15 protein-coding genes are annotated in these 18,683 nt (G+C 73.4%); 11 read left to right on the top strand and 4 right to left on the bottom strand.

Annotated elements, in window-relative coordinates:
- Positions 1-73: 73 nt before the first annotated feature.
- From DER29_RS24400 to DER29_RS24390, 3 genes are all read left to right on the top strand, one after another.
- Complete coding sequence (locus DER29_RS24400) at positions 74-1,117, top strand: hypothetical protein (RefSeq protein ID WP_121399950.1); 1,044 nt, start codon at positions 74-76, stop codon at positions 1,115-1,117.
- A 36-nt stretch (positions 1,118-1,153) separates the two neighbouring features.
- Positions 1,154-2,707, top strand: coding sequence for a fused MFS/spermidine synthase (locus tag DER29_RS24395; protein ID WP_121399949.1), 1,554 nt, complete (start codon positions 1,154-1,156; stop codon positions 2,705-2,707).
- Between the two features lie 70 nt (positions 2,708-2,777).
- A complete protein-coding gene (locus DER29_RS24390; protein WP_121399948.1) occupies positions 2,778-4,475 on the top strand; it encodes a serine/threonine-protein kinase in 1,698 nt (565 codons plus the stop codon).
- Between the two features lie 11 nt (positions 4,476-4,486).
- Here the strand turns inward: DER29_RS24390 and DER29_RS24385 are convergent, their stop codons facing one another.
- Together DER29_RS24385 and DER29_RS24380 are read right to left on the bottom strand one after the other, a co-directional pair.
- Positions 4,487-5,155, bottom strand: a complete 669-nt coding sequence (locus tag DER29_RS24385) for a TrkA family potassium uptake protein (protein ID WP_121399947.1) — start codon at positions 5,153-5,155, stop codon at positions 4,487-4,489.
- The gene (locus DER29_RS24380) at positions 5,145-6,479 is read right to left on the bottom strand and encodes a TrkH family potassium uptake protein (protein WP_121399946.1); all 1,335 of its coding nucleotides are present in this window, start codon (positions 6,477-6,479) and stop codon (positions 5,145-5,147) included. Before DER29_RS24380 ends, DER29_RS24385 begins: the two co-directional genes overlap by 11 nt.
- Before the next feature lie 140 nt (positions 6,480-6,619).
- Here DER29_RS24380 and DER29_RS24375 point away from each other — a divergent pair, with 140 nt between their 5' ends.
- From DER29_RS24375 to DER29_RS24350, 6 genes are all read left to right on the top strand, one after another.
- The gene (locus tag DER29_RS24375) at positions 6,620-7,744 is read left to right on the top strand and encodes a glycerophosphodiester phosphodiesterase (RefSeq protein ID WP_121399945.1); all 1,125 of its coding nucleotides are present in this window, start codon (positions 6,620-6,622) and stop codon (positions 7,742-7,744) included.
- A 647-nt stretch (positions 7,745-8,391) separates the two neighbouring features.
- Entirely contained in the window at positions 8,392-9,591 is a 1,200-nt protein-coding gene (locus DER29_RS24370; RefSeq protein WP_121399944.1) for a substrate-binding domain-containing protein, read from the top strand.
- 6 nt (positions 9,592-9,597) lie between these two features.
- Positions 9,598-10,341 carry an ABC transporter ATP-binding protein gene (locus DER29_RS24365; RefSeq protein WP_121399943.1) on the top strand — a complete coding sequence of 248 codons (744 nt, stop codon included), beginning with the start codon at positions 9,598-9,600 and terminating at the stop codon, positions 10,339-10,341.
- Positions 10,341-11,105: an ABC transporter ATP-binding protein gene (locus DER29_RS24360; RefSeq protein WP_121399942.1), complete on the top strand. Its 765-nt coding sequence runs from the start codon at positions 10,341-10,343 to the stop codon at positions 11,103-11,105. The genes DER29_RS24365 and DER29_RS24360 overlap by 1 nt, the downstream gene beginning before the upstream one ends.
- A complete protein-coding gene (locus DER29_RS24355; RefSeq protein WP_121399941.1) occupies positions 11,105-11,995 on the top strand; it encodes a branched-chain amino acid ABC transporter permease in 891 nt (296 codons plus the stop codon). The genes DER29_RS24360 and DER29_RS24355 overlap by 1 nt, the downstream gene beginning before the upstream one ends.
- Entirely contained in the window at positions 11,992-13,119 is a 1,128-nt protein-coding gene (locus DER29_RS24350; protein ID WP_121399940.1) for a branched-chain amino acid ABC transporter permease, read from the top strand. Before DER29_RS24355 ends, DER29_RS24350 begins: the two co-directional genes overlap by 4 nt.
- A 158-nt stretch (positions 13,120-13,277) precedes the next feature.
- On the opposite strand, the gene DER29_RS24345 is transcribed toward DER29_RS24350, so the two are convergent.
- On the bottom strand, positions 13,278-14,123 hold the full coding sequence (locus DER29_RS24345; RefSeq protein WP_121399939.1) for a hypothetical protein: 846 nt from the start codon (positions 14,121-14,123) through the stop codon (positions 13,278-13,280).
- 292 nt (positions 14,124-14,415) lie between these two features.
- On the opposite strand from DER29_RS24345, the gene DER29_RS24340 reads away from it, so the two are divergent.
- Both DER29_RS24340 and DER29_RS24335 read left to right on the top strand, forming a co-directional pair.
- The gene (locus DER29_RS24340) at positions 14,416-16,614 is read left to right on the top strand and encodes a RecQ family ATP-dependent DNA helicase (RefSeq protein WP_121399938.1); all 2,199 of its coding nucleotides are present in this window, start codon (positions 14,416-14,418) and stop codon (positions 16,612-16,614) included.
- A 182-nt stretch (positions 16,615-16,796) separates the two neighbouring features.
- Positions 16,797-17,897 (top strand): hypothetical protein, encoded by a 1,101-nt coding sequence (locus DER29_RS24335; RefSeq protein WP_233600120.1) that lies wholly within the window; start codon positions 16,797-16,799, stop codon positions 17,895-17,897.
- Positions 17,898-18,110: 213 nt separating this feature from the next.
- Here DER29_RS24335 and DER29_RS24330 read toward each other — a convergent pair whose 3' ends face one another.
- Positions 18,111-18,527 carry a helix-turn-helix domain-containing protein gene (locus DER29_RS24330; RefSeq protein ID WP_091627481.1) on the bottom strand — a complete coding sequence of 139 codons (417 nt, stop codon included), beginning with the start codon at positions 18,525-18,527 and terminating at the stop codon, positions 18,111-18,113.
- Between the last annotated feature and the right edge of the window lie 156 nt (positions 18,528-18,683).

The raw sequence follows: 18,683 nt of genomic DNA, 5'->3' as shown, positions 1-18,683 counted from the left end.
CGGGGGCCGCCGCCGCGCCACGCCGTCGTCCGGGGCCGGCGGCCGACGGAAGGATGCTTTCGTGCGCAGGACCATGCCCGCCGGGCCTGACGGCCACCGTCCGCTGACCGCCCCGCCGGCCGGGCGGCGTGCCCGCCGCCCGCTGATCGCCCTGCTCGTCGCCGTGACGATGCTCTTCGCCGGCGGTGCCGTGCCGGCGTACGCGGAGCCCAACGAGGGCGGCACCAAGAAGCTCCGGGACGCCCTGGAGGCCACCGCCAAGGCACACATCGAGGCCAAGGGGAAGCTGGAGAACTCCAAGGCGCGGCAGAAGCAGCTGACCGGGCAGTTGGGCACGCTGGAGGTCCGGCTGGTCGAGCTGACCGCGCAGGTCGGCGAGGTGGCCGCCCAGTCGTACCGGCTGGGTCGGTTGACGCCCACGTCGATGCTGCTCGACAGCGCCTCGCCGGAGGCGTTCCTGGAGCGGGCGGCCAGCCTCGACCTGATGGCGCAGCGCGACGGCAGGCGGCTGCGCGACCTGACCCAGGCACGCGAGCAGGCCCGGCAGGCCAAGATCGCCATCGACACCGAGGTCCGCGAGCAGCAGAAGCAGCTCGCGGTGATGGCGAAGAAGAAGAAGGAGGCCGAGGCGGCGCTCGCGGAGGTCAGCTCGGGCAGCAGCGGCGGGTTCAGCGGCGCCAGCTCCTCCTCGGCGAAGCCGGCCCCCCGCAACTCGGACGGGTCCTGGCCGTCGGAGTCCTGCTCGGTGAACGACCCGACCACCTCCGGCTGCATCACCCCGCGCACGCTCAACGCCCTCAAGCAGACCCAGGCGGCCGGCTACAAGCGGTACGTCTCCTGCTATCGCAGCGGCGGCTCCGGCGAGCACCCCAAGGGCCGGGCCTGCGACTTCTCGGCCGCCGCCGGCGGGTTCGAGGACAAGACCGCCACCGGCGGGGACAAGGCGTACGGGGACAGCCTCGCCGCCTGGCACGTGCGCAACGCGAGCCGGCTGGGCGTGCTCTACGTGATCTGGTATCGGCAGATCTGGCACCCCGGCACCGGATGGCGGGCGTACGGCGGCAGCGGCAGCCCCGCCGCCGACCACACGAACCATGTTCATCTCTCGATGTACTGACCCGGTGGCCCAGTTTTCCTGCGTACCATCGCGCGGGTGAGCTCCGCATCCTCCGACGTCACGGTCCCGCCCGCCACACCGGCGGCCTCGACCGCCCGGGCCCTGCCCAACGGCCTCGCCGCGTTCCTGGTCTTCTTCTCCAGCGGCGCAGTCCTGGTGCTGGAAACCGTCGCCCTGCGGCTCGTCGGGCCGTACGTCGGGGTGACCCTCCAGGTGACCAGCTCGGTCATCGGCATCGCCCTGGCCGCCATCGCCTACGGCGCGTGGACGGGCGGCTGGCTGGCCGACCGGCGCAACCCGAGGGCCCTGCTGGCCCCGGCGCTGGTGCTGGCCGGCATCGCCACCGCCGTCACCCTGCCCGTCGTCCGGTACGCCGGTGAGGTGCTGCGCGGCGGGGCGGCCTCGGCCATCCTGCTGCTCGTCGCGCTCGCCGTCTTCGTGCCGGCGGCCCTGCTCGCCGCGGTCACCCCGCTGGTGGTGAAGCTCCAGCTCGCCGACCTGCGGCGTACCGGGCAGGTGGTCGGCCGGCTCTCCGGCATCGGCACGCTGGGCGGCATCACGGCCACCCTGGGCACCGGGTTCGTGCTGGTCGCCGCGCTGCCCAGCACGGTCATCCTGTTCGCCCTGGCGGCCTCGCTCGGGCTCACCGGGCTGGGCCTCGGGGTGTGGCTGCGCCGCCAGGACCGCGCGGAGCTGCCCGGCCCTGCCCGCGCCAAGGCCGCCCTGGCGGTGCTGGGCCTCGTCGGCGCCGGGCTGACCACGGTGGCCCCGAACCCGTGCGACATCGAGACCGCCTACCACTGCGCCAGCGTGGAGGCCGATCCCGCCCGGGACTCCGGCCGCACCCTGCTGCTCAACTCGGCCCAGCACTCGTACGTGGACCTCGCCGACCCCACCCACCTGGAGTACGCGTACACCCGGTGGATCGGGGCGGTGGCCGACGTGGTCGCGCCGAAGGGGCAGCGGCTCGACGCGCTGCACCTCGGCGGCGGCGGGTTCACCGTGCCCCGCTACCTGACCGCCACCCGTCCGGGCACGGACAACGTCGTGTTCGAGATCGACGGGGGACTGGTGGAGCTGGGCGAGCGTCAGCTCGGCGTACGCCAGGGGCCGGACCTGCGGGCGGTGGTGGGTGACGCCCGGATGCTGGTCGCCGGGGAGGCCACCGACAGCCGCGACCTCGTGGTCGGCGACGCGTTCGGGCACCTGGTGGTGCCCTGGCACCTCGCCACCCGGGAGATGGCCGCCGAGGTCCGCCGGGTGACCCGACCGGGCGGCGTCTACGTGCAGAACGTCATCGACTACCCGCCGCTGCGCTTCATCCGCAGCGAGCTGGCCACCGTCGCCGCCGAGTTCCGGCACGTCGCCCTGATCGCCCCGGCGGCGGCGCTCGCCGGTCGGGAGGGCTCGAACTTCCTCATCGTCGCCTCCGACGCCCCGCTGCCGCTGGCGGCGGTCCGCGCCCGGCTGGCGGAACTGCGGGAGGGCGCCAACCTGCTGGCAGGCGCCGACCTCACCGCGTTCGTCGGCGAGGCGCTGGTGCTGACCGACGACTACGCGCCCGTGGACCAGCTCCTCGCCACCGCCTGAACGGGTGAATCCCTGACCGATTCCGACCCTTGAGGTGTAGCCGGGCCGGTCCGGGGCAACAACGATCCTCATGGGTGGACCGATCCGGGACGGCGCGCAACTGCTGGGTGAGCGGTACCGGCTGATCGAACAGCTGGGGGCGGGCGGCATGTCCGTCGTCTGGCGCGGCTACGACGAGGTGCTCGGCCGGCAGGTGGCGGTCAAGGTGCTCGCGTCGCGGCTGGCCGCCGACAGGGCGTTCCGGCACCGCATCCGGATCGAGGCGCAGGCCGCGGCCCGGCTGTGCCACCCCAACATCACCAACGTCTACGACTACGGCGAGTCCGAGCAGGTCGGCCTGACGGTGCCGTACGTCGTCATGGAGCTGGTCGACGGGGAGTCGCTGACCGGCCGGCTGCGCCGGGGCAGCCTGCCGTGGCGGGAGGCGGTGACGATCGGCGCGGAGGTCACCTCGGCGCTGGCCACCGCGCACGCCCGTGGCGTGGTGCACCGCGACGTCACCCCGGGCAACGTCATGCTGACCGCCACCGGCGTGAAGGTGGTCGACTTCGGCATCTCCGCGCTGGTGGGGGAGAAGGAGAAGGGGCCGGACGGCGCCCTGCTCGGCACGCCCGCGTACCTGGCCCCGGAGCGGCTCGACAACGGTCAGGTCTCCCCGGCCACCGACGTGTACGCGGTCGGCCTGCTGCTCTACCGGATGCTCACCGGTCGGCTGCCCTGGCAGGCGAGCACCACCACGCAGATGCTGCGCGCGCACATGTACAACGAGCCGGAGCCGATGCCGCCGGTGCCGGGGCTGCCCGACGAGGTGCGCGAGTTGGTGAGCCGCTGCCTGGCCAAGCGCCCGGGGGACCGGCCGGCCACCACGGAGGTCGCGCGGACGCTCGCCGAGGCCGCCGGCATGATCGCCGCGGTGCCGGTCTCCCCGGCGGCGGGGCCCGTGGACGAGGACGCGCTGGCCGCCGCCGGCACCACGATCCTGCCCTGGTCCGCCGCGACCGACGCGCTGCCGTTCTCCCGTACGCGCAACCGGCGGGCGGCGACCCGGCGCCGGCGGATCGAGGCGGGGGTGGCCGCCGCCGGGCTGGTGGCGGTGACGGCGGGGTTGTGGGGTTTCACCTCCCGCAGCCCGGCCAGCGGAGGAATCGACCAGCCGACCCAGGCGCGGATGGGCGCCCAGGCGCCGACGACGCCGCCCTGCCGGGTTTCCTACGCGCTGCGCACGGACTCGGGCAAGGACTTCGCCGCCGAGCTGACCCTGACCAACACCGGCACGCGGGAGCTGCGCGACTGGCGGCTGAGCTTCGCCTTCCCCGGCCAGCAGACGGTGACGAAGGCGACGCCCGTCCCGGTGCGCCAGCAGGGGCGCACGGTGCTCGTGGAGCCCGCCCCCGGGCGGGCCGCGTTGGCCCCCGGGGCCTCCGAGAAGCTCACCCTGACCGGCCGCCACGCCGGGGTCAACCCGCTGCCGCTGGAGTTCCGCCTCGGCGACGACACCTGCGCGGCGCAGGTCTCCGGGGTGGCCGGTGCGGCGCCCAGCGTGGCGCCCACCAAGGCGCCGACGAAGGCGCCGGCCAAGCCCCCGACCAAGAAGGCCGGCACGTCGGCCGGGAGTTCCGGCGGCAGTTCGGGCGGAAGCTCCGGCGGGTCGAAGGCGAAGTCCGACAACTCCGGCAAGGGCAAGGGGGCAGGTGGTGGAAAAAAAGTAAGCCAGGAAACGGAAAGGGAAAGGGACACGGAAAGGGACGAGGACGATGACGACGACTGAGCCCGCCGGGGTCAGCTGAGTTCCGCGAATCGTTGCACCTGCTCGATGTCCCCCTCGACGATCAGCATGCTGCCCGGGGCGATCACGGTGGCGTCGGTGGCGTACCGGAAACGTTCCCCGGGCAGCTTCACGCCCACCACGCGCACCCCGTAGCGCGCGGTGGGCGTCAGTTCCGCGAGCGGCCGGCCGAGCATCGTCTCCGGGGTGCACACCTTGGCGATGGCGAAGTCGTCGCCGAACTCGATGAAGTCGAGCATCCTGCTGACGATGAGGTGGGCCACCCGTTCGCCGGTCTCCGCCTCGGGAAAGATCACGTGGTGCGCGCCGACCGAGTCCAGGATCTTGGCGTGCTTGGTCGAGGTGGCCCGCGCCCAGATCTGCGGTACGCCCAGCTCGGCCAGCGCCAGCACCGTCAGCACGCTCGCCTCCAGCGAGGCGCCGATGGCGACCACCACCCGGCCGAAGTCCGCCACGCCGAGCTGGCGCAACGACCCCTCCTCGGTGGTGTCGGCCTGCACGACGCGGTCGAGCTGGGCCGACCACCGCTGCACCTGGTCCGGATTGCGGTCGATGGCCAGCACCTCGTGGTTCATCGCGGTCAACGCGCCGGCCAGGTGGCACCCGAACCGGCCCAGTCCGATCACCACGACGCCGCTTCCGTCCGTCTTCCTAGCCGACAATGGGTTGCTCCTCCGGGTAGCGGTACAGCCGCCGGCGGGTGTTCAGGGCGAGCGCCGACCCGAGGGTCAGCGGCCCGATCCGGCCGACGAACATGAGAATGATCAGGGCGAGCTGGCCGTTCTCCGGCAGCGACGCGGCGATCCCGACGCTGAGGCCGGTGGTGGTGAACGCCGACGTCACCTCGAACAGCGCCGCGTAGCCGGGAACCCCCTCGGTGAGGAAGACCAGCAGCACGGTGCCGCAGACCACCAGCGCGACGCTGAGCAGGGCGACGGTGATGGCCTGCCGCTGGCTGGCGGTGGCCACCCGGCGGTTCCCGACCGTCACGTCCGGCTCTCCCCGCAACTCCGCCCGGATGACGAAGGCGAGCAGGAAGAAGGTGGCCACCTTGATCCCGCCGGCCGTGCTGGCGCTGCCGCCGCCGATGAACATCAGCGCGATGACGAGGGGGTAGCTCTCCTCCTCCAGTCCGTCCATGTCCAGGACGTTGAAACCGCCGGTGCGGATGTACGAGTTCTGGGCGAACGCCACGAGGAGCTTCTCCGACCAGGCGTAGATGCCCAGGGTCCGCGGGTTGGCCCACTCGATGGCCAGCAGGCCGAGGAAGCCCACCACCAGCAGCGTCAGGCTGCCCCAGACGGTCAGTTTGGTGGCGACCGCCCACCGCGTCGGCTGCCGCCACTCCCGTACCGCCTCGAAGAGCGCCGGGAAGCCGATCCCGCCGACGATGGTGCCGAACGCCAGCGGCAGGGTGACCCAGGCGTCGGTCGAGAAGGCGACCAGGCTGTCGGTGTAGAGGGCGAACCCGCCGTTGTTGAAGGCCTGGACGGCGTGGAAGACGCTGCCCCAGAGGGCCCGGCCGAACGGGTAGTCGTAGCTGATCCGCAGCCGGGCGGTCAGGATCGCGGTGATGACGGCCTCGCAGGCGAGCGCGAGGCCGGCGATGCGCAGCAGCAGCCGGCGTACGTCGCCGATGCCGAACTCGGCTGTCTCGGCCTGCACCAGCAGCCGGCTGCGCAGCCCCAGCCGCCGGGCCACCACGAGGATCACCAGGGTGGCACCGGTCACGATGCCGAGGCCGCCGACCTGGGTGAGCACGGTGATCATCACGAGCCCGAACTCGTTCCAGTAGTTCGGGGTGTCCACCACCGCCATCCCGGTCACCGAGACCGCCGACGTGGCGGTGAAGAGGGCGGTCAGAAACGGGGTGTGCCGGTGCTCGCTGGTGGCCCAGGGCAGCATCAGCAGCCCGGTGCCGACCAGGATCGTCACCAGGAAGCCGAGCGGCACGAGCCGCACGGGGTGACGAAGGAGCCGGCGCACCAGACAATCTTCCTTTTCCGCCGCGAGTCGGGTGTGGAAACCGGCAGGCCGGGGTTCACCCGCCGGCCAGGCGCCGACCAACTCGCCGTCAGTCCGGGCGTGTCTGCTGAGGCGGATTCCTCGACGACAAGGAGACGGCGTTGCGACGTACCCTTTCCGCCCTCGGTGTGGCCGGCGCCCTGCTGGCGGCAGCCGTGGCCGTGCCGACGGTGACCGCCTCGGCCGCCCCGGCGCCCGCCGCCGAGCGGGACCGGGCCACGGACCGGCCCCTGGTGATCGCTCACCGGGGCGCGAGCGGCTACCGGCCCGAACACACCCTGGAGGCCTACCGGTTGGCGATCCGGCAGGGCGCGGACTACATCGAGCCGGACCTCGTCGCCACCCGCGACGGCGCGCTGGTGGCGCGGCACGAGAACGAGATCAGCGGTACGACCGACGTGGCCGCCCGCCCCGAGTTCGCCGCCCGCAGGGCCACGAAGAGCATCGACGGCGTCGCGGTCACCGGCTGGTTCACCGAGGACTTCACCCTCGCGGAGCTGCGGACGCTGCGGGCCAAGGAGCGGCTGCCCAAGGTCCGCGTCGCCAACACCGCCTTCGACGGCCAGTTCCAGGTGCCCACCCTCCAGGAGGTCATCGACCTGGCCCGCGCCGAGGGGCGGGCGCGGGGCCGGACGATCGGCGTCTATCCGGAGACCAAGCACCCGAGCTACTTCGCGTCCATCGGGCTGCCGTTGGAGGAGCCGCTGGTCGAGGTGCTGCGGCGCAACAGGCTGACCCACCGGAACTCTCCGGTGATCGTCCAGTCGTTCGAGACGGCGAACCTGCGCAAGCTGAACCGGATGGTCGACGTCAGGCTCGCGCAGCTACTCGACGCCACCGGCCGCCCGTACGACTTCACCGTCGCCGGCGACGCCCGCACCTACCAGGACCTGGCGAAGCCGGCCGGCCTGAAGTGGATCGCCTCGTACGCCGACGGGGTCGGGGCGAACAAGAACCTGATCGTCCCGCGTGACGCCGCCGGCAGGCTGCTCGCCCCGACCACCCTGGTCCGGGACGCGCACCGGGAACGGCTGATCGTGCACGCCTGGACGTTCCGGGCGGAGAACCAGTTCCTGCCGGCCGACCTGCGGATCGGCGCCGACCCGAACGCCCGTGGCGACATCCAGGCCGAGTACGAGCTGTTCCTCAGCCTCGGCCTCGACGGCGTCTTCACCGACCACCCGGACACCGCCGTCGCGGCCCGGGAGGGTCTCGCCCGGCGCTGACCGATTCCGTCACCGCTCGCTGGCCCGCCACCCCACTCCCCGGGGGCGGCGGGCCGGCGCCGTCGTCTGGGGTGCCAGGCACCCGGCCGCTGGCACCTGGCCCGCTGGCACCCGGGCTTCGCGAGGCTGTCGAGCTGATGTCGTAGGCGGTTCAGGTGTACCGGGGGTGGCTGCGCGCGGACGCTGTCGAGCTGCCCCACCTGTGGGGGCGGGCCGATAGAAAACGAGGTTCTTCACCCCGGCCGGTGACTCACGGGGGTGTCAGGCGGCGAACGCCCGAGATCTTGGTACGGAACGGCCCCGCCAGGGGCGTCTTCCTACCAAGATCTCGCAGGTGGTTGTCCCGCGGTCCCGTCGTCCCGGGCGGTGGCCGGCGAACCGGTCGGGCGGCGAACCGGTCGGGCGGCGGGAGGAATACGGCATTCGGCGGGTATCGGTGGCGCGCGGAGACACAGCATCACTTCCGTCGATGGCCCGGGCACCCATCGCGCACGCGCGAGGTCACTGCCGCACCGCGATCGTTGTACCCCTCGGCCACCCCACCCCTGTTACTTGTGTGTTTCGACCACATAGCCCGTGGGTGACGTCACTTCTAGCGTGAGCCGTCATATGAGTTCCCTACCTCCGAGTCCTCACGTGGAGTCGCAATGACGGTCCGGACGACGCGGCGGGTGTTCCTCTCCGCCGCCACGATGATGGCCGCGGCGCTCGCCGCCACGGCCTGTGGCAGCCCGCAGGACACCGCCTCCGGTGGCGGCGACAGCGCCGCCCCGGTGAAGGTTGGCCTGGTCTACTCCCAGTCGGGAGCGCTCGCCAGCTACGGCAAGCAGTACATCGAGGGATTCAAGGCCGGCCTCGACTTCGCCACCAAGGGCACCAACAAGGTGGGCGACCGGGCCGTCGAGGTCACCGAGGTCGACGACGCGGGTGACCCGGCGAAGGCGGTCTCCGCGGCCAAGGACCTGATCGGCAAGGGCAACAAGATCATCGCGGGCTCGACGGCCTCCGGCGTGGCCCTCCAGGTCGCCCCGATCGCCGCCCAGAACAAGGTCCTCTTCATCTCCGGGCCCGCCGCCACCGACGCGGTGACCGGTGCCAACAAGTACACGTTCCGGTCCGGGCGGCAGTCGTACCAGGACGTGGTCACCGCCAAGTCGTTCATCGGCGACCCGGCCGGCAAGAAGGTCGTGGTGTTCGCCCAGGACGGCGCCTTCGGCGACGCCAACGAGGCGGCCGTGAAGGCCGTCATCGGCGGCGCGGGCGCTGCCGTCAGCAGCGTCCGGGCGCCGGCCAGCGCCACCGAGTTCACCCCGTTCGCCAGCCAGATCAAGTCCGCCAAGCCGGACCTGCTCTTCGTCGCCTGGGCCGGCACCACCGCCCCCGCGATGTGGCAGACGCTCGACCAGCAGGGCGTACTCTCCGCCACCACGGTCGTCACCGGCCTGGACATCCGCGCCTCGTGGCCGACCTTCGGCGCCGCCGGCAGCAAGATCTCCTTCCTGTCGCACTACTTCGACGGGGCCTCCGACAACGAGGCCGTGAAGGCGCTGAAGGCCAAGGTCGGCACCGTCGACCTGTTCCACCCGGACGGCTTCGCCGCCGCGCAGATGGTCGTCCGCGCCATCGAAGAGGGCGGCGACGACGTCGAGAAGATGGTCAAGGCGCTGGAGGGCTGGAGCTTCGACGGGGTCAAGGGCAAGATGACCATCCGCGCCGAGGACCACGCGCTGCTCCAGCCGATGTTCCAGGCCAAGCTGTCCGGCAGCGGCACCGCGTTCACGGCCACCGCCCAGAAGGCGCTGACCGGGGACGAGTCCGCACCGCCGGCCGTGGCGATGAAGGGCTGACACCGGATGCTCGCCACCCGCGGTCTGACCTGGCGGATCGGTGAGGTCGCCATCGTCGACAGCGTCTACCTGGACCTGGCGCCCGGGGAGTTCCTCGGCGTCATCGGGCCCAACGGCGCCGGCAAGACCTCACTGTTCAACCTGATCACCGGCATACGCCGGGCCACGGAAGGTCGGATCACCCTCGACGGGCAGGACATCGGCTCCCTGCCGCCGCACAAGCGGGCCCGTCTCGGCCTCGGCCGCACCTTCCAGGCATCCTCGGTCTTCGGTTCGCTCAGCGTGCGGGAGAACGTCCGGCTCGCCGTGCAGGCGCACCGCGGGGGCTCGATGAAGCTGTGGCGGCGGGCGGCGGCCGACCGGGAGGTCGCCGCCGCCGCCGACGCGGCGCTCGACCGCGTCGGCCTCGCCCACCGGGGTACGGCGCTGGCCGGCACCCTCGCCCACGGCGAGAAGCGGAAGCTGGAGATCGCCCTGCTGCTCGCCGGGGAGCCCCGGGTCATGCTGCTCGACGAGCCGATGGCCGGGGTCAGCGCCGAGGACGTGCCCGAGCTGGTCTCGGTGATCCGCTCGCTCACCGGCGACAGCGGCCGGTCGGTGCTGATGGTCGAGCACCACATGGACGTCATCCTGGAGCTGGCCGACCGGATCGCCGTGATGCACCACGGCGCGCTGCTGGCCTGCGACACCCCGGAGACCGTGATGGCCAACCCCACCGTGCAAGAGGCCTACCTGGGGGAGTCGCTCTAGTGGAACCCATTCTCAGCGTGGAGAACCTGTCGGTCCGCATCGCCGGGCTGCACATCCTCCAGGGGGTGTCCTTCACGGTCGCCCCGACCGGCGTCACCGTCCTGCTCGGGCGCAACGGCGTCGGCAAGACGACCACGCTGCGCGCGATCGTCGGCCTCACCCCGCCCGCCGGCGAGGTCCGGGGCGCCGTCCGGATGGGCGCCCAGAGCCTGCTGGCCCGGCCGACCCACCGGCTGGTCCGCGGGGGGCTGGGCTACGTGCCGGAGGACCGGTGCGTCTTCGCCGGGCTCACCGTCGCGGAGAACCTCCGGCTCGCCGAGCGGCGGGGCAGCACCCCGGCGTACGACAAGGTCTTCGCGCTCTTTCCCGAGCTGGACCGGCGCGGACGGCAACGGGCCGGCTCGCTCTCCGGCGGGCAGCAGCAGATGCTCGCGATCGGCCGGGTGCTGCTCAACGACAACCGACTGCTGCTGGTCGACGAGCCGACCAAGGGGCTCGCGCCGAAGGTGGTGACCGAGGTGGCCGAGGTGCTGGAACGGGTCGCCGAGTCCGTGCCGGTGCTGTTGGTCGAGCAGAACCTCGCCGTGGTCCGGCGGCTCGCCCGGGACGCGGTCGTGCTGGCCGCCGGCCAGGTCGCCTGGACCGGCGACGCGCAGGAACTGCTGCTGGAGACAGCCCTGACCAAGTCGCTGCTGGGCGTCGGCTCGGCGGAGGGGCATCACCCCGCCGGTACGCCGGCCGGTGCGCGGAAGGACCAGCACTGATGGACACCGTCATCCTGTTGACGCTGACCGGGCTCGGCCTGGCGGCGCTCTACTTCCTGGTCGCCAGCGGACTCTCCCTGGTCTTCGGCCTGGCCGACGTGCTCAACTTCGCACACGGCGTCTTCCTCGGCGTCGGCGCGTACGGGACCTGGTGGGCGGCCGGCAACCTGCCCGGGGCCGGATCGGACGGCTTCGGCTTCGTGGTCGCGGTCGCCTTCGGGGTGGCCGCCGGCACGCTGGTGGCGGTACTCGTCGAGCTGGTGCTGATCCGGCCGCTCTACTCCCGCACCATCGAGCAGGTGCTGGTCACCGTCGGCCTCTCGCTGGCCGGCGTGGCGCTGCTCCAGGCGACCTGGGGCGCGGACGCCCGGCCGTTCCCGCGCCCCGAGTGGACCCGGCAGGTCACCGGAATCCTCGGCGCCAACGTGCCCAACGGCGGCCTGCTGCTGATCATCGCCGCGGTGCTGGTGCTCGGCGCGATCCTGGCCTTCCTCCGCTGGACCCGCTACGGCCTGGTGATCCGGGCCGGCGTGGAGAACCGGGAGATGGTCACCGCGCTCGGCATCGACGTGCGCAAGGCGTTCACCCTGGTCTTCGCGATCGGCGGGGCGGCGGCGGCGCTGGCCGGCGCGCTCGGCGGCGTCTACTTCGGCACCGTCTCGCCCGGACAGGGCGGCTCGCTGCTGATCTTCGCGTTCATCGTCGTGGTCATCGGCGGGATGGGCTCGGTGATCGGGTCCGCGTACGCGGCGGTCGCCGTCGGCCTGACCCAACAGTTCGTCAACTACTACGGCACCTCCGGGCTGGGCGACATCTGCGTGGTCGCGCTGCTGGCCGTGGTGCTGCTGCTGCGCCCGCAGGGCATCGCCGGAAAGGTGGCAACGGCATGACCGAGGTCAAGAGCCCCGAGGTTCCGGCGCCGCCCGCGGCGGTGCCCGACGAGCTGACGCCGGGGCGCCGGCGGTGGCACGGGCTGCGCCCGTTCCTGCCGCTGGTCGCGCTGCTGGTCGCGCTGATCCTGCCCTACTCCACGCTGCACCTGCCGGGCGTCTTCGAGGGGGCGCTCAACTCCCCGGGCACTCTGCAACTGCTCGCCGTCTGCCTGGTCTTCGGCGGGCTGGCCGCCGGGTACGACCTGCTCTTCGGGCGGACCGGGATGCTCTCCTTCGGGCACGCCCTCTACTTCGCCGCCGGCGTCTACGGCACCGACATCCTCGTCACCAAGGCGGGACTGCCGCTGTGGCAGGCCGCGCTGCTCGCGATCACCGGCGGGACGATCCTCGCCGCGCTGCTCGGCGCGGTGGCGCTGCGTACGGTCGGCATCGCGTTCGCCATGGTGACGCTCGCCTTCGCCCAGGTCGGGGCGATCCTGGTGGCCCGCGACTTCGGCGGGCTCACCGGCGGCGAGGAAGGGCTGCCGCTGGACGTGTCCGGGCTGCCCGAGGGGCTGGTCGGGGTCACCAACACCGTCAACCTCTACTGGCTGGCGCTGGCGTACCTGGTCGTGGTGGTCTTCGTGGTGCACCGGGTGTCGGGCTCGCCGACCGGGCGGGTGCTCGCCGGCCTGCGCGACGACGAGCGGCGGATCGGGGTGCTGGGGCTCGACCCGTACCGGTTCAAGCTGGTGGCGTTCACCCTGGCCGGCGGCCTCGCGGCGGCCGGCGGCGCGGTCTACGTCCTGATCGTGGGCGGCGCCTCGCCACACATCACCTCCTCCGAGTGGACCCTGGCGCTGCTGGTCATGGTCGTGCTCGGCGGGCCGGGCACCCGGTGGGGCCCGGTGATCGGCGGCATCCTCTACATGTACCTGGACCACCGGCTGGTCGCGTTCGGCACGTCCGACGCGGTGGAGGCCCTGCCGGCGTTCCTGAGCAACCCGCTGTCCCAGCCGCTCTTCGTGCTCGGCACGGTCTTCATCCTGGCCGTCTACTTCTTCCCCGGCGGCCTGGCCAGCCTCGCCCCGCGCCTGGCACTCCTGCGGCACTCCCTGCGCACCCCGTCCCGCCGCCCCTGACGGCGCGGGCTCAGGCCCCGCCGATGACGAAGCTGCCGCCGCCCGGCGACGGCTCGTCATCGGCGGGGCCTGCGCGTGGACGGGAGCGCCAACGCGTACGCGACGGGGCCGCGGCCCCCTCGTGCGACCGCGACCCCGTCTGCCCGTGTCCGCGTACGTCAGCCGTTCAGCAGCTCGTACGCCGACGCCGGCGCCTTCTGCGCCTGGCTGCCCGTCGGCACGACGACCTTCGGGGCCTTGCCGAAGTCGAAGTACTTCACGACGTACTTCGTGGCCTTGTTCTTGCCGGCCGCCGGGATCTCCAGGGTGAGCGAGGTGAGGTTCCCGTCCGCCCCGACGACGGCCGTGAACGGGATCGTCTTCGCCGCGGCGCCGAGCGCGTCGACGTCCACGGCGTCCGCCATGGCCTGGCGCACGTGCTCGCCGTGGGTCAGGTCCACCGTCCCGGTGTAGGTCCCGCCGCCCTGGTCCGTCACGGTGTCCCCCGCCGCCCCGAGGATCGCGCCGGTGTTGCCCGGGTCGGCACCCTCGTAGTAGGGCACGCTGGCCGGGTCGGTCAGCTTCGCGTGGTCCAGCTCCATCCACTTCTTCGGCAGCTTCAGCATGCTGCTGAGCTCCTCGGCGCCGTCGAAGCTCACCTTCATCCAGGAGCGCTGCTCGATCAGGCGGAAGGACAGCTTCATCGTGAAGTCGAGTTTCTCGTCCTTCTCGGTCACGGTGAGGTCCATGCCCTTGCCCGCCGGGTCCACCACGCCGGTGACGACACCGGTCGGGTCGCTGCCGCTGAACCGGAAGGCCGGGTCCTCCTCGTCCGGCACCGCGGCCAGGAGCGTGCTCTTCGGGTTGGCCGACGGGGATGCCGACGGGACCGGCGAGGAGGCCGCCGGGGAGTCCTGGGTGTCGTCGTCGCCACATCCGGCCAGCAGGGAGGTCGCGGCCAGCAGGACGGCCGCGGCCGTCGCGACCCGCCGGACCCGTCCGGCGGTGCCGGTTCGTTGCGTCATTCGCATTGTTCTCTTTCCTGGTTGGACTGTCGCCGCCGCAGATCTTGGCACGAGGTCACCGTCAGCCGCCCGCCCGCGCCGTGGGCGCCGTGTGCGCCCGGATCGGCGGATCGCCACCGTTGGTCCGGTTCTGACAGCCGGGCCGTGTCGCCCCTCCCCGGGCGCCGGGTGCCCGTCCCGACGCCGGACGCGGGCCGTCCATGGCCGGCGGACCGGCGCGGACGCGACGTCCCTGGCCGCCCGTCCGCTCTCGGCCGGCGGGAACGTCCGTCGTAGCTGGTAGAAATGCCGGATGAGTCAGGATCGGACGGCGGTACGGGAGCGGGCCGAGGCGGTGCTGCGGCGGTTGGCCGGCGAGCACGCCCGGCTCCGGGAGGACCAGTGGCGGGCGATCGAGGCGCTGGTGGTCGACCGCCGTCGGGTCCTCTGCGTGCAGCGCACCGGGTGGGGCAAGTCGGCGGTCTACTTCGTGGCCACCGCCCTGCTGCGCGAGCGCGACCAGGGCGGTGGCCCGCCGCCCGAGGGAGGCCGGGGCGGTGTCTCCGCGCCGGCGCGCGAGCGGGCGCTGCCCGGCGACGGCGTCGCCGGGCCCACCGTGATCGTCTCGCCGCTGCTGGCGCTCATGCGCAACCAGGTCGAGTCCGCGGCCCGGGCCGGCATCCGGGCCCGCACCATCAACTCCGCCAACCTCGACGAGTGGGACGAGATCACCGCCGAGATCCACGCCGGCGCCGTGGACGTGCTGCTGATCAGCCCGGAGCGGCTCAACAATCCGGACTTCCGGGACACCGTGCTGCCGAAGCTGGCGGCCACCACGGGCCTGCTGGTGGTCGACGAGGCGCACTGCGTCTCCGACTGGGGGCACGACTTCCGGCCGGACTACCGGCGGCTGCGTACCTTCCTGGGCAACCTGCCCGAGCGCACCCCGGTGCTGGCCACCACGGCCACCGCCAACGCCCGGGTCACCGCCGACGTGGCGGAGCAGCTGGGCGACGCCCTCGTGCTGCGCGGCAGCCTGGACCGGGAGTCGCTGCGCCTCGGCGTGGTCGAGTTGCCGAGCCCGGCGTACCGGCTGGCGTGGCTCGCCGACCACCTGGACCGGCTCCCCGGCTCGGGCATCATCTACACGCTGACGGTCGCCGCGGCGGGCGAGACCGCGGAGTTCCTGCGTTCCCGGGGCTACGCCGTCGCCTCCTACACGGGGCAGGCCGAGGACGCCGACCGGCGGGCCGCCGAGCAGGACCTGCTGGACAACAAGATCAAGGCGCTGGTGGCCACGAGCGCGCTGGGCATGGGCTTCGACAAGCCCGACCTCGGCTTCGTGGTGCACCTCGGCGCGCCGCCGTCGCCGATCGCGTACTACCAGCAGGTCGGCCGCGCGGGCCGGGCCGTCGCGCACGCCGAGGTGCTGCTGCTGCCCGGCACCGAGGACGCCGCCATCTGGCGCTACTTCGCCTCGCTCGCCTTCCCGCCGGAGGAGCAGGTCCGCGCCGTCCTGGCCGCCCTGCGTACCGACCGCCCGCTCTCCACCCAGGCGCTCGAACCGATCGTCGACCTGCGCCGGGCCCGGCTGGAGCTGATGCTCAAGGTGCTCGACGTCGACGGCGCGGTCCGCCGGGTGCGCGGCGGCTGGCTCGCCACCGGGGAACCCTGGGTCTACGACGAGGCCCGGCTGCGCCGCGTCGCCGAGGCGCGCACCGCCGAGCAGCAGGCCATGCGGGAGTACGCGAGGACCCCCGACTGCCGGCTGCGCTACCTGCGTGAGTGCCTGGACGACGCCGGGGCCGCCGACTGCGGCCGGTGCGACCGTTGCGCCGGCCCGTTGTTCACAGCCGACGTGTCGGACGTGGCGCTGACCGCCGCACAGACCTTCCTCGGCCGGCCGGGGGTGGAGATCACGCCGAAGAAGCTCTGGCCGACCGGGCTGGAGGCGGTGGGCGTACCGCTGAAGGGGCGGATCGCCCCGGCGGAGCAGGCGCTGCCGGGGCGCGCGGTGGGGCGGCTGTCCGACCTGGGGTGGGGCGGCCGGCTGCGCGACCTGGTCGGGCCGGAGGCGGCCGACGCCGTCGTCCCCGACGACGTGGCCGCCGCCGTGGTCGAGGTGCTCAAGGCGTGGGCGCACGGCGACGAGCGGTGGCCGCGCCGCCCGGTCGGTGTGGTCGCGGTCGGCTCGCGCGGCCGGCCCCGGCTGGTCGGCTCGCTCGCCGAGCGGATCGCCGCCGTGGGCCGGTTGCCGCTGCTCGGCCAGGTGACGCCGACGGGCGCGCCGGCCGGCGGCCCGCGCGGCAACAGCGCCCAGCGGGTACGCGCCCTGCACGGCGCCTTCGCCGTGCCGGACGAGCTGGCCGACGCCCTCGCCGGGCTCGACGGGCCGGTGCTCCTCGTCGACGACCTGGTCGACTCGGGCTGGACGATGACGATGGTCGCCCGGGAGCTGCGCCGGGCCGGCGCCCCCGACGTGCTCCCGCTCGCGCTGGCCGTGGCCGGCTGACAGCCGTCTCCGTCGGCCGTGCCCGGCCGCCGATGCCGCCGCGGAGAGGCCCGAGCGGCGGCGACGTCGTGGCCGGACCGGCAGGGAAAGTTCCCGGCGGGGGCGGACTGCGACCGTCGCCACGCCGCGCCACCGGCGGGCCGGCGCGGTGGCCACGGGCGGTAGCGTGGGCGGCATGACCGATGAGCAGCCCGTTCGCGACCGGGACGGCGGCGGTGCCTGACCGGGTGTCGGCCGCGCCGGACCACGCATCGACCGCGCCGGAGCGCGTGCCGACCGCGCCGGACCAGGCGCCGGTCGCGTCGAGCCCTGCGCCGGTCGCGTCGGGCGCTGCGCCGGCCTCGTTGGAGCAGGCGCCCGCCGAGGCGGAGTACGTGTCGGCCGTGCCGGATCGCAGCACCGTCCGGCTGGCGTTGGTCGTCGGCGGGTTGGTGCTCGCCGTCCTGCTCGGCTTCGGCCTCGGTCGCCTCGAAGGCGGCGGCCCGTCCGCGGCGGTGGGAGCGGACAGCGCCCTCACCGGTCACAGCCACGCGCCCGGCACGGGCGCCCACGAGCACGGCGTCGACCAGGCCGCGGCGGCGCAGGCCGCCGGCCTCTCGATCAGCTCGGCGGGCTACACGCTCACCCCCGTGGCCGCCGCGTTCACCGCCGGCCGCCCGGGCGAGCTGCGCTTCCTGGTGCGGGACGCGCAACGCCGCCCGGTGACCCGGTTCGCGGTCGTGCACGACAAGCCGATGCACCTGATCGTGGTGCGTCGCGACCTGACCGGCTACCAGCACCTGCACCCGACGATGGCGGCAGACGGCACCTGGTCGGTGCCGCTGACCCTGCCGCAGCCGGGGGTCTGGCGGGCGTACGCCGACTTCACCGCGCTCGCCGACGACGGCCGGCAGACCGCGGTGACCCTCGGGGTCGACCTGACCGCGCCGGGCGGCTACCAGCCGAGGCCGCTGCCGGCACCGGCGTCCTCCGCCACGGTCGACGGGTTCACCGTCAGCTACCAGGGCACCCCGCAGGCCGGCGTGACCGTGCCGCTGGCCTTCCGCGTCGACTCGGCCGGCGGACGCCCGGCGCTGGAGCGCTACCTCGGCGCGTACGGGCACCTGGTCGCCCTGCGCGAGGGGGATCTCGGCTACCTGCACGTCCACCCCGAACCGCAGCCCGTCGACGGCGCGGTGACGTTCTGGGTGACCGCGCCCGACCCGGGCCGGTACCGGCTCTACCTGGACTTCCAGGTCGCAGGCGTGGTGCGGACCGCCGAGTTCACGCTCACCGTGCCCTGACCTCGCCGGATGCCGGCCCGAGGCCGCATCAGCCGAAGGTGATCAGGACACCGTGGACGTCAAGAGCGCCGGGTAGCGTCCATGGCGTCCTGATCACCAGGGGGGAAGCCGGGGAGGGAGCCTGGCGGCGGCACGGCGGCACAGCGGCACGGCGGCACGGTGGATCGGGCGGCACGGTGGATCGGGTGGGCCGCGTTCGCGCCGGTGGGCCGCTCAGCCGGCGCGGCGGATCGGGCGGCGGGCCAGGTAGCGCAGCAGGTCGCGGATGTGGTGCTTCTCCTCGGCGGGCACGGTGGGGTCGGCCAACCGTTGCAGGATCACCCGGACGTCCGCCTCGACCGGGCCGTCGTCGACGCGCCGGCGGGGCGCGGGACCGGCGTCGGGCAGGCCGAGCGCGCGGAACGCCGCCGCGACCGGCAGGTCCAGTGCTGCGCAGAAGCCGCGCACCTTCGCCAGTTCGGGGTAGTCCTGCCAGTCCCCGGCGAGCCAACGGAACACGGTCGACCGACCGACGCCCGTGTGGGACGCCAGGTCGGTGACGGTCCAGCCGCGTTCCTCGCGGGCGTCGTCGATGGCGCGCCGCACGAAACGTGCGAAGGCCATCTGCGGCGAAACCTCTACGGAACCCATCCCTGCGGGTCTTCCCTCCCGGCCGGCACCCGGCGGTGCGCCCTTGAGGGTAGTACGGAAAGGTAGGGAAACAATTGACTGACCGACCAGACCGGCTCGTGTATGGGATGTTCCGCCCCCGGAATGGCGCGGATCACACCCGAGGGCCGCCGCTCA

It is taken from the genome of Micromonospora sp. M71_S20 (assembly GCF_003664255.1).
Lineage (GTDB): Bacteria > Actinomycetota > Actinomycetes > Mycobacteriales > Micromonosporaceae > Micromonospora.
The sequence above is the reverse complement of the archived record's forward strand: the minus strand, read 5'-3'. Positions and strand labels throughout refer to the sequence as shown.

Coding starts and splice junctions, on each gene's coding strand:
- DER29_RS24365 (WP_121399943.1), top strand. CDS start 9,598: ATGCTCGCCACCCGCGGTCTGACCTGGCGGATCGGTGAGGTCGCCATC.
- DER29_RS24400 (WP_121399950.1), top strand. CDS start 74: ATGCCCGCCGGGCCTGACGGCCACCGTCCGCTGACCGCCCCGCCGGCC.
- DER29_RS24355 (WP_121399941.1), top strand. CDS start 11,105: ATGGACACCGTCATCCTGTTGACGCTGACCGGGCTCGGCCTGGCGGCG.
- DER29_RS24330 (WP_091627481.1), bottom strand. CDS start 18,527: ATGGGTTCCGTAGAGGTTTCGCCGCAGATGGCCTTCGCACGTTTCGTG.
- DER29_RS24335 (WP_233600120.1), top strand. CDS start 16,797: ATGAGCAGCCCGTTCGCGACCGGGACGGCGGCGGTGCCTGACCGGGTG.
- DER29_RS24370 (WP_121399944.1), top strand. CDS start 8,392: ATGACGGTCCGGACGACGCGGCGGGTGTTCCTCTCCGCCGCCACGATG.
- DER29_RS24345 (WP_121399939.1), bottom strand. CDS start 14,123: ATGACGCAACGAACCGGCACCGCCGGACGGGTCCGGCGGGTCGCGACG.
- DER29_RS24340 (WP_121399938.1), top strand. CDS start 14,416: ATGAGTCAGGATCGGACGGCGGTACGGGAGCGGGCCGAGGCGGTGCTG.
- DER29_RS24350 (WP_121399940.1), top strand. CDS start 11,992: ATGACCGAGGTCAAGAGCCCCGAGGTTCCGGCGCCGCCCGCGGCGGTG.
- DER29_RS24390 (WP_121399948.1), top strand. CDS start 2,778: ATGGGTGGACCGATCCGGGACGGCGCGCAACTGCTGGGTGAGCGGTAC.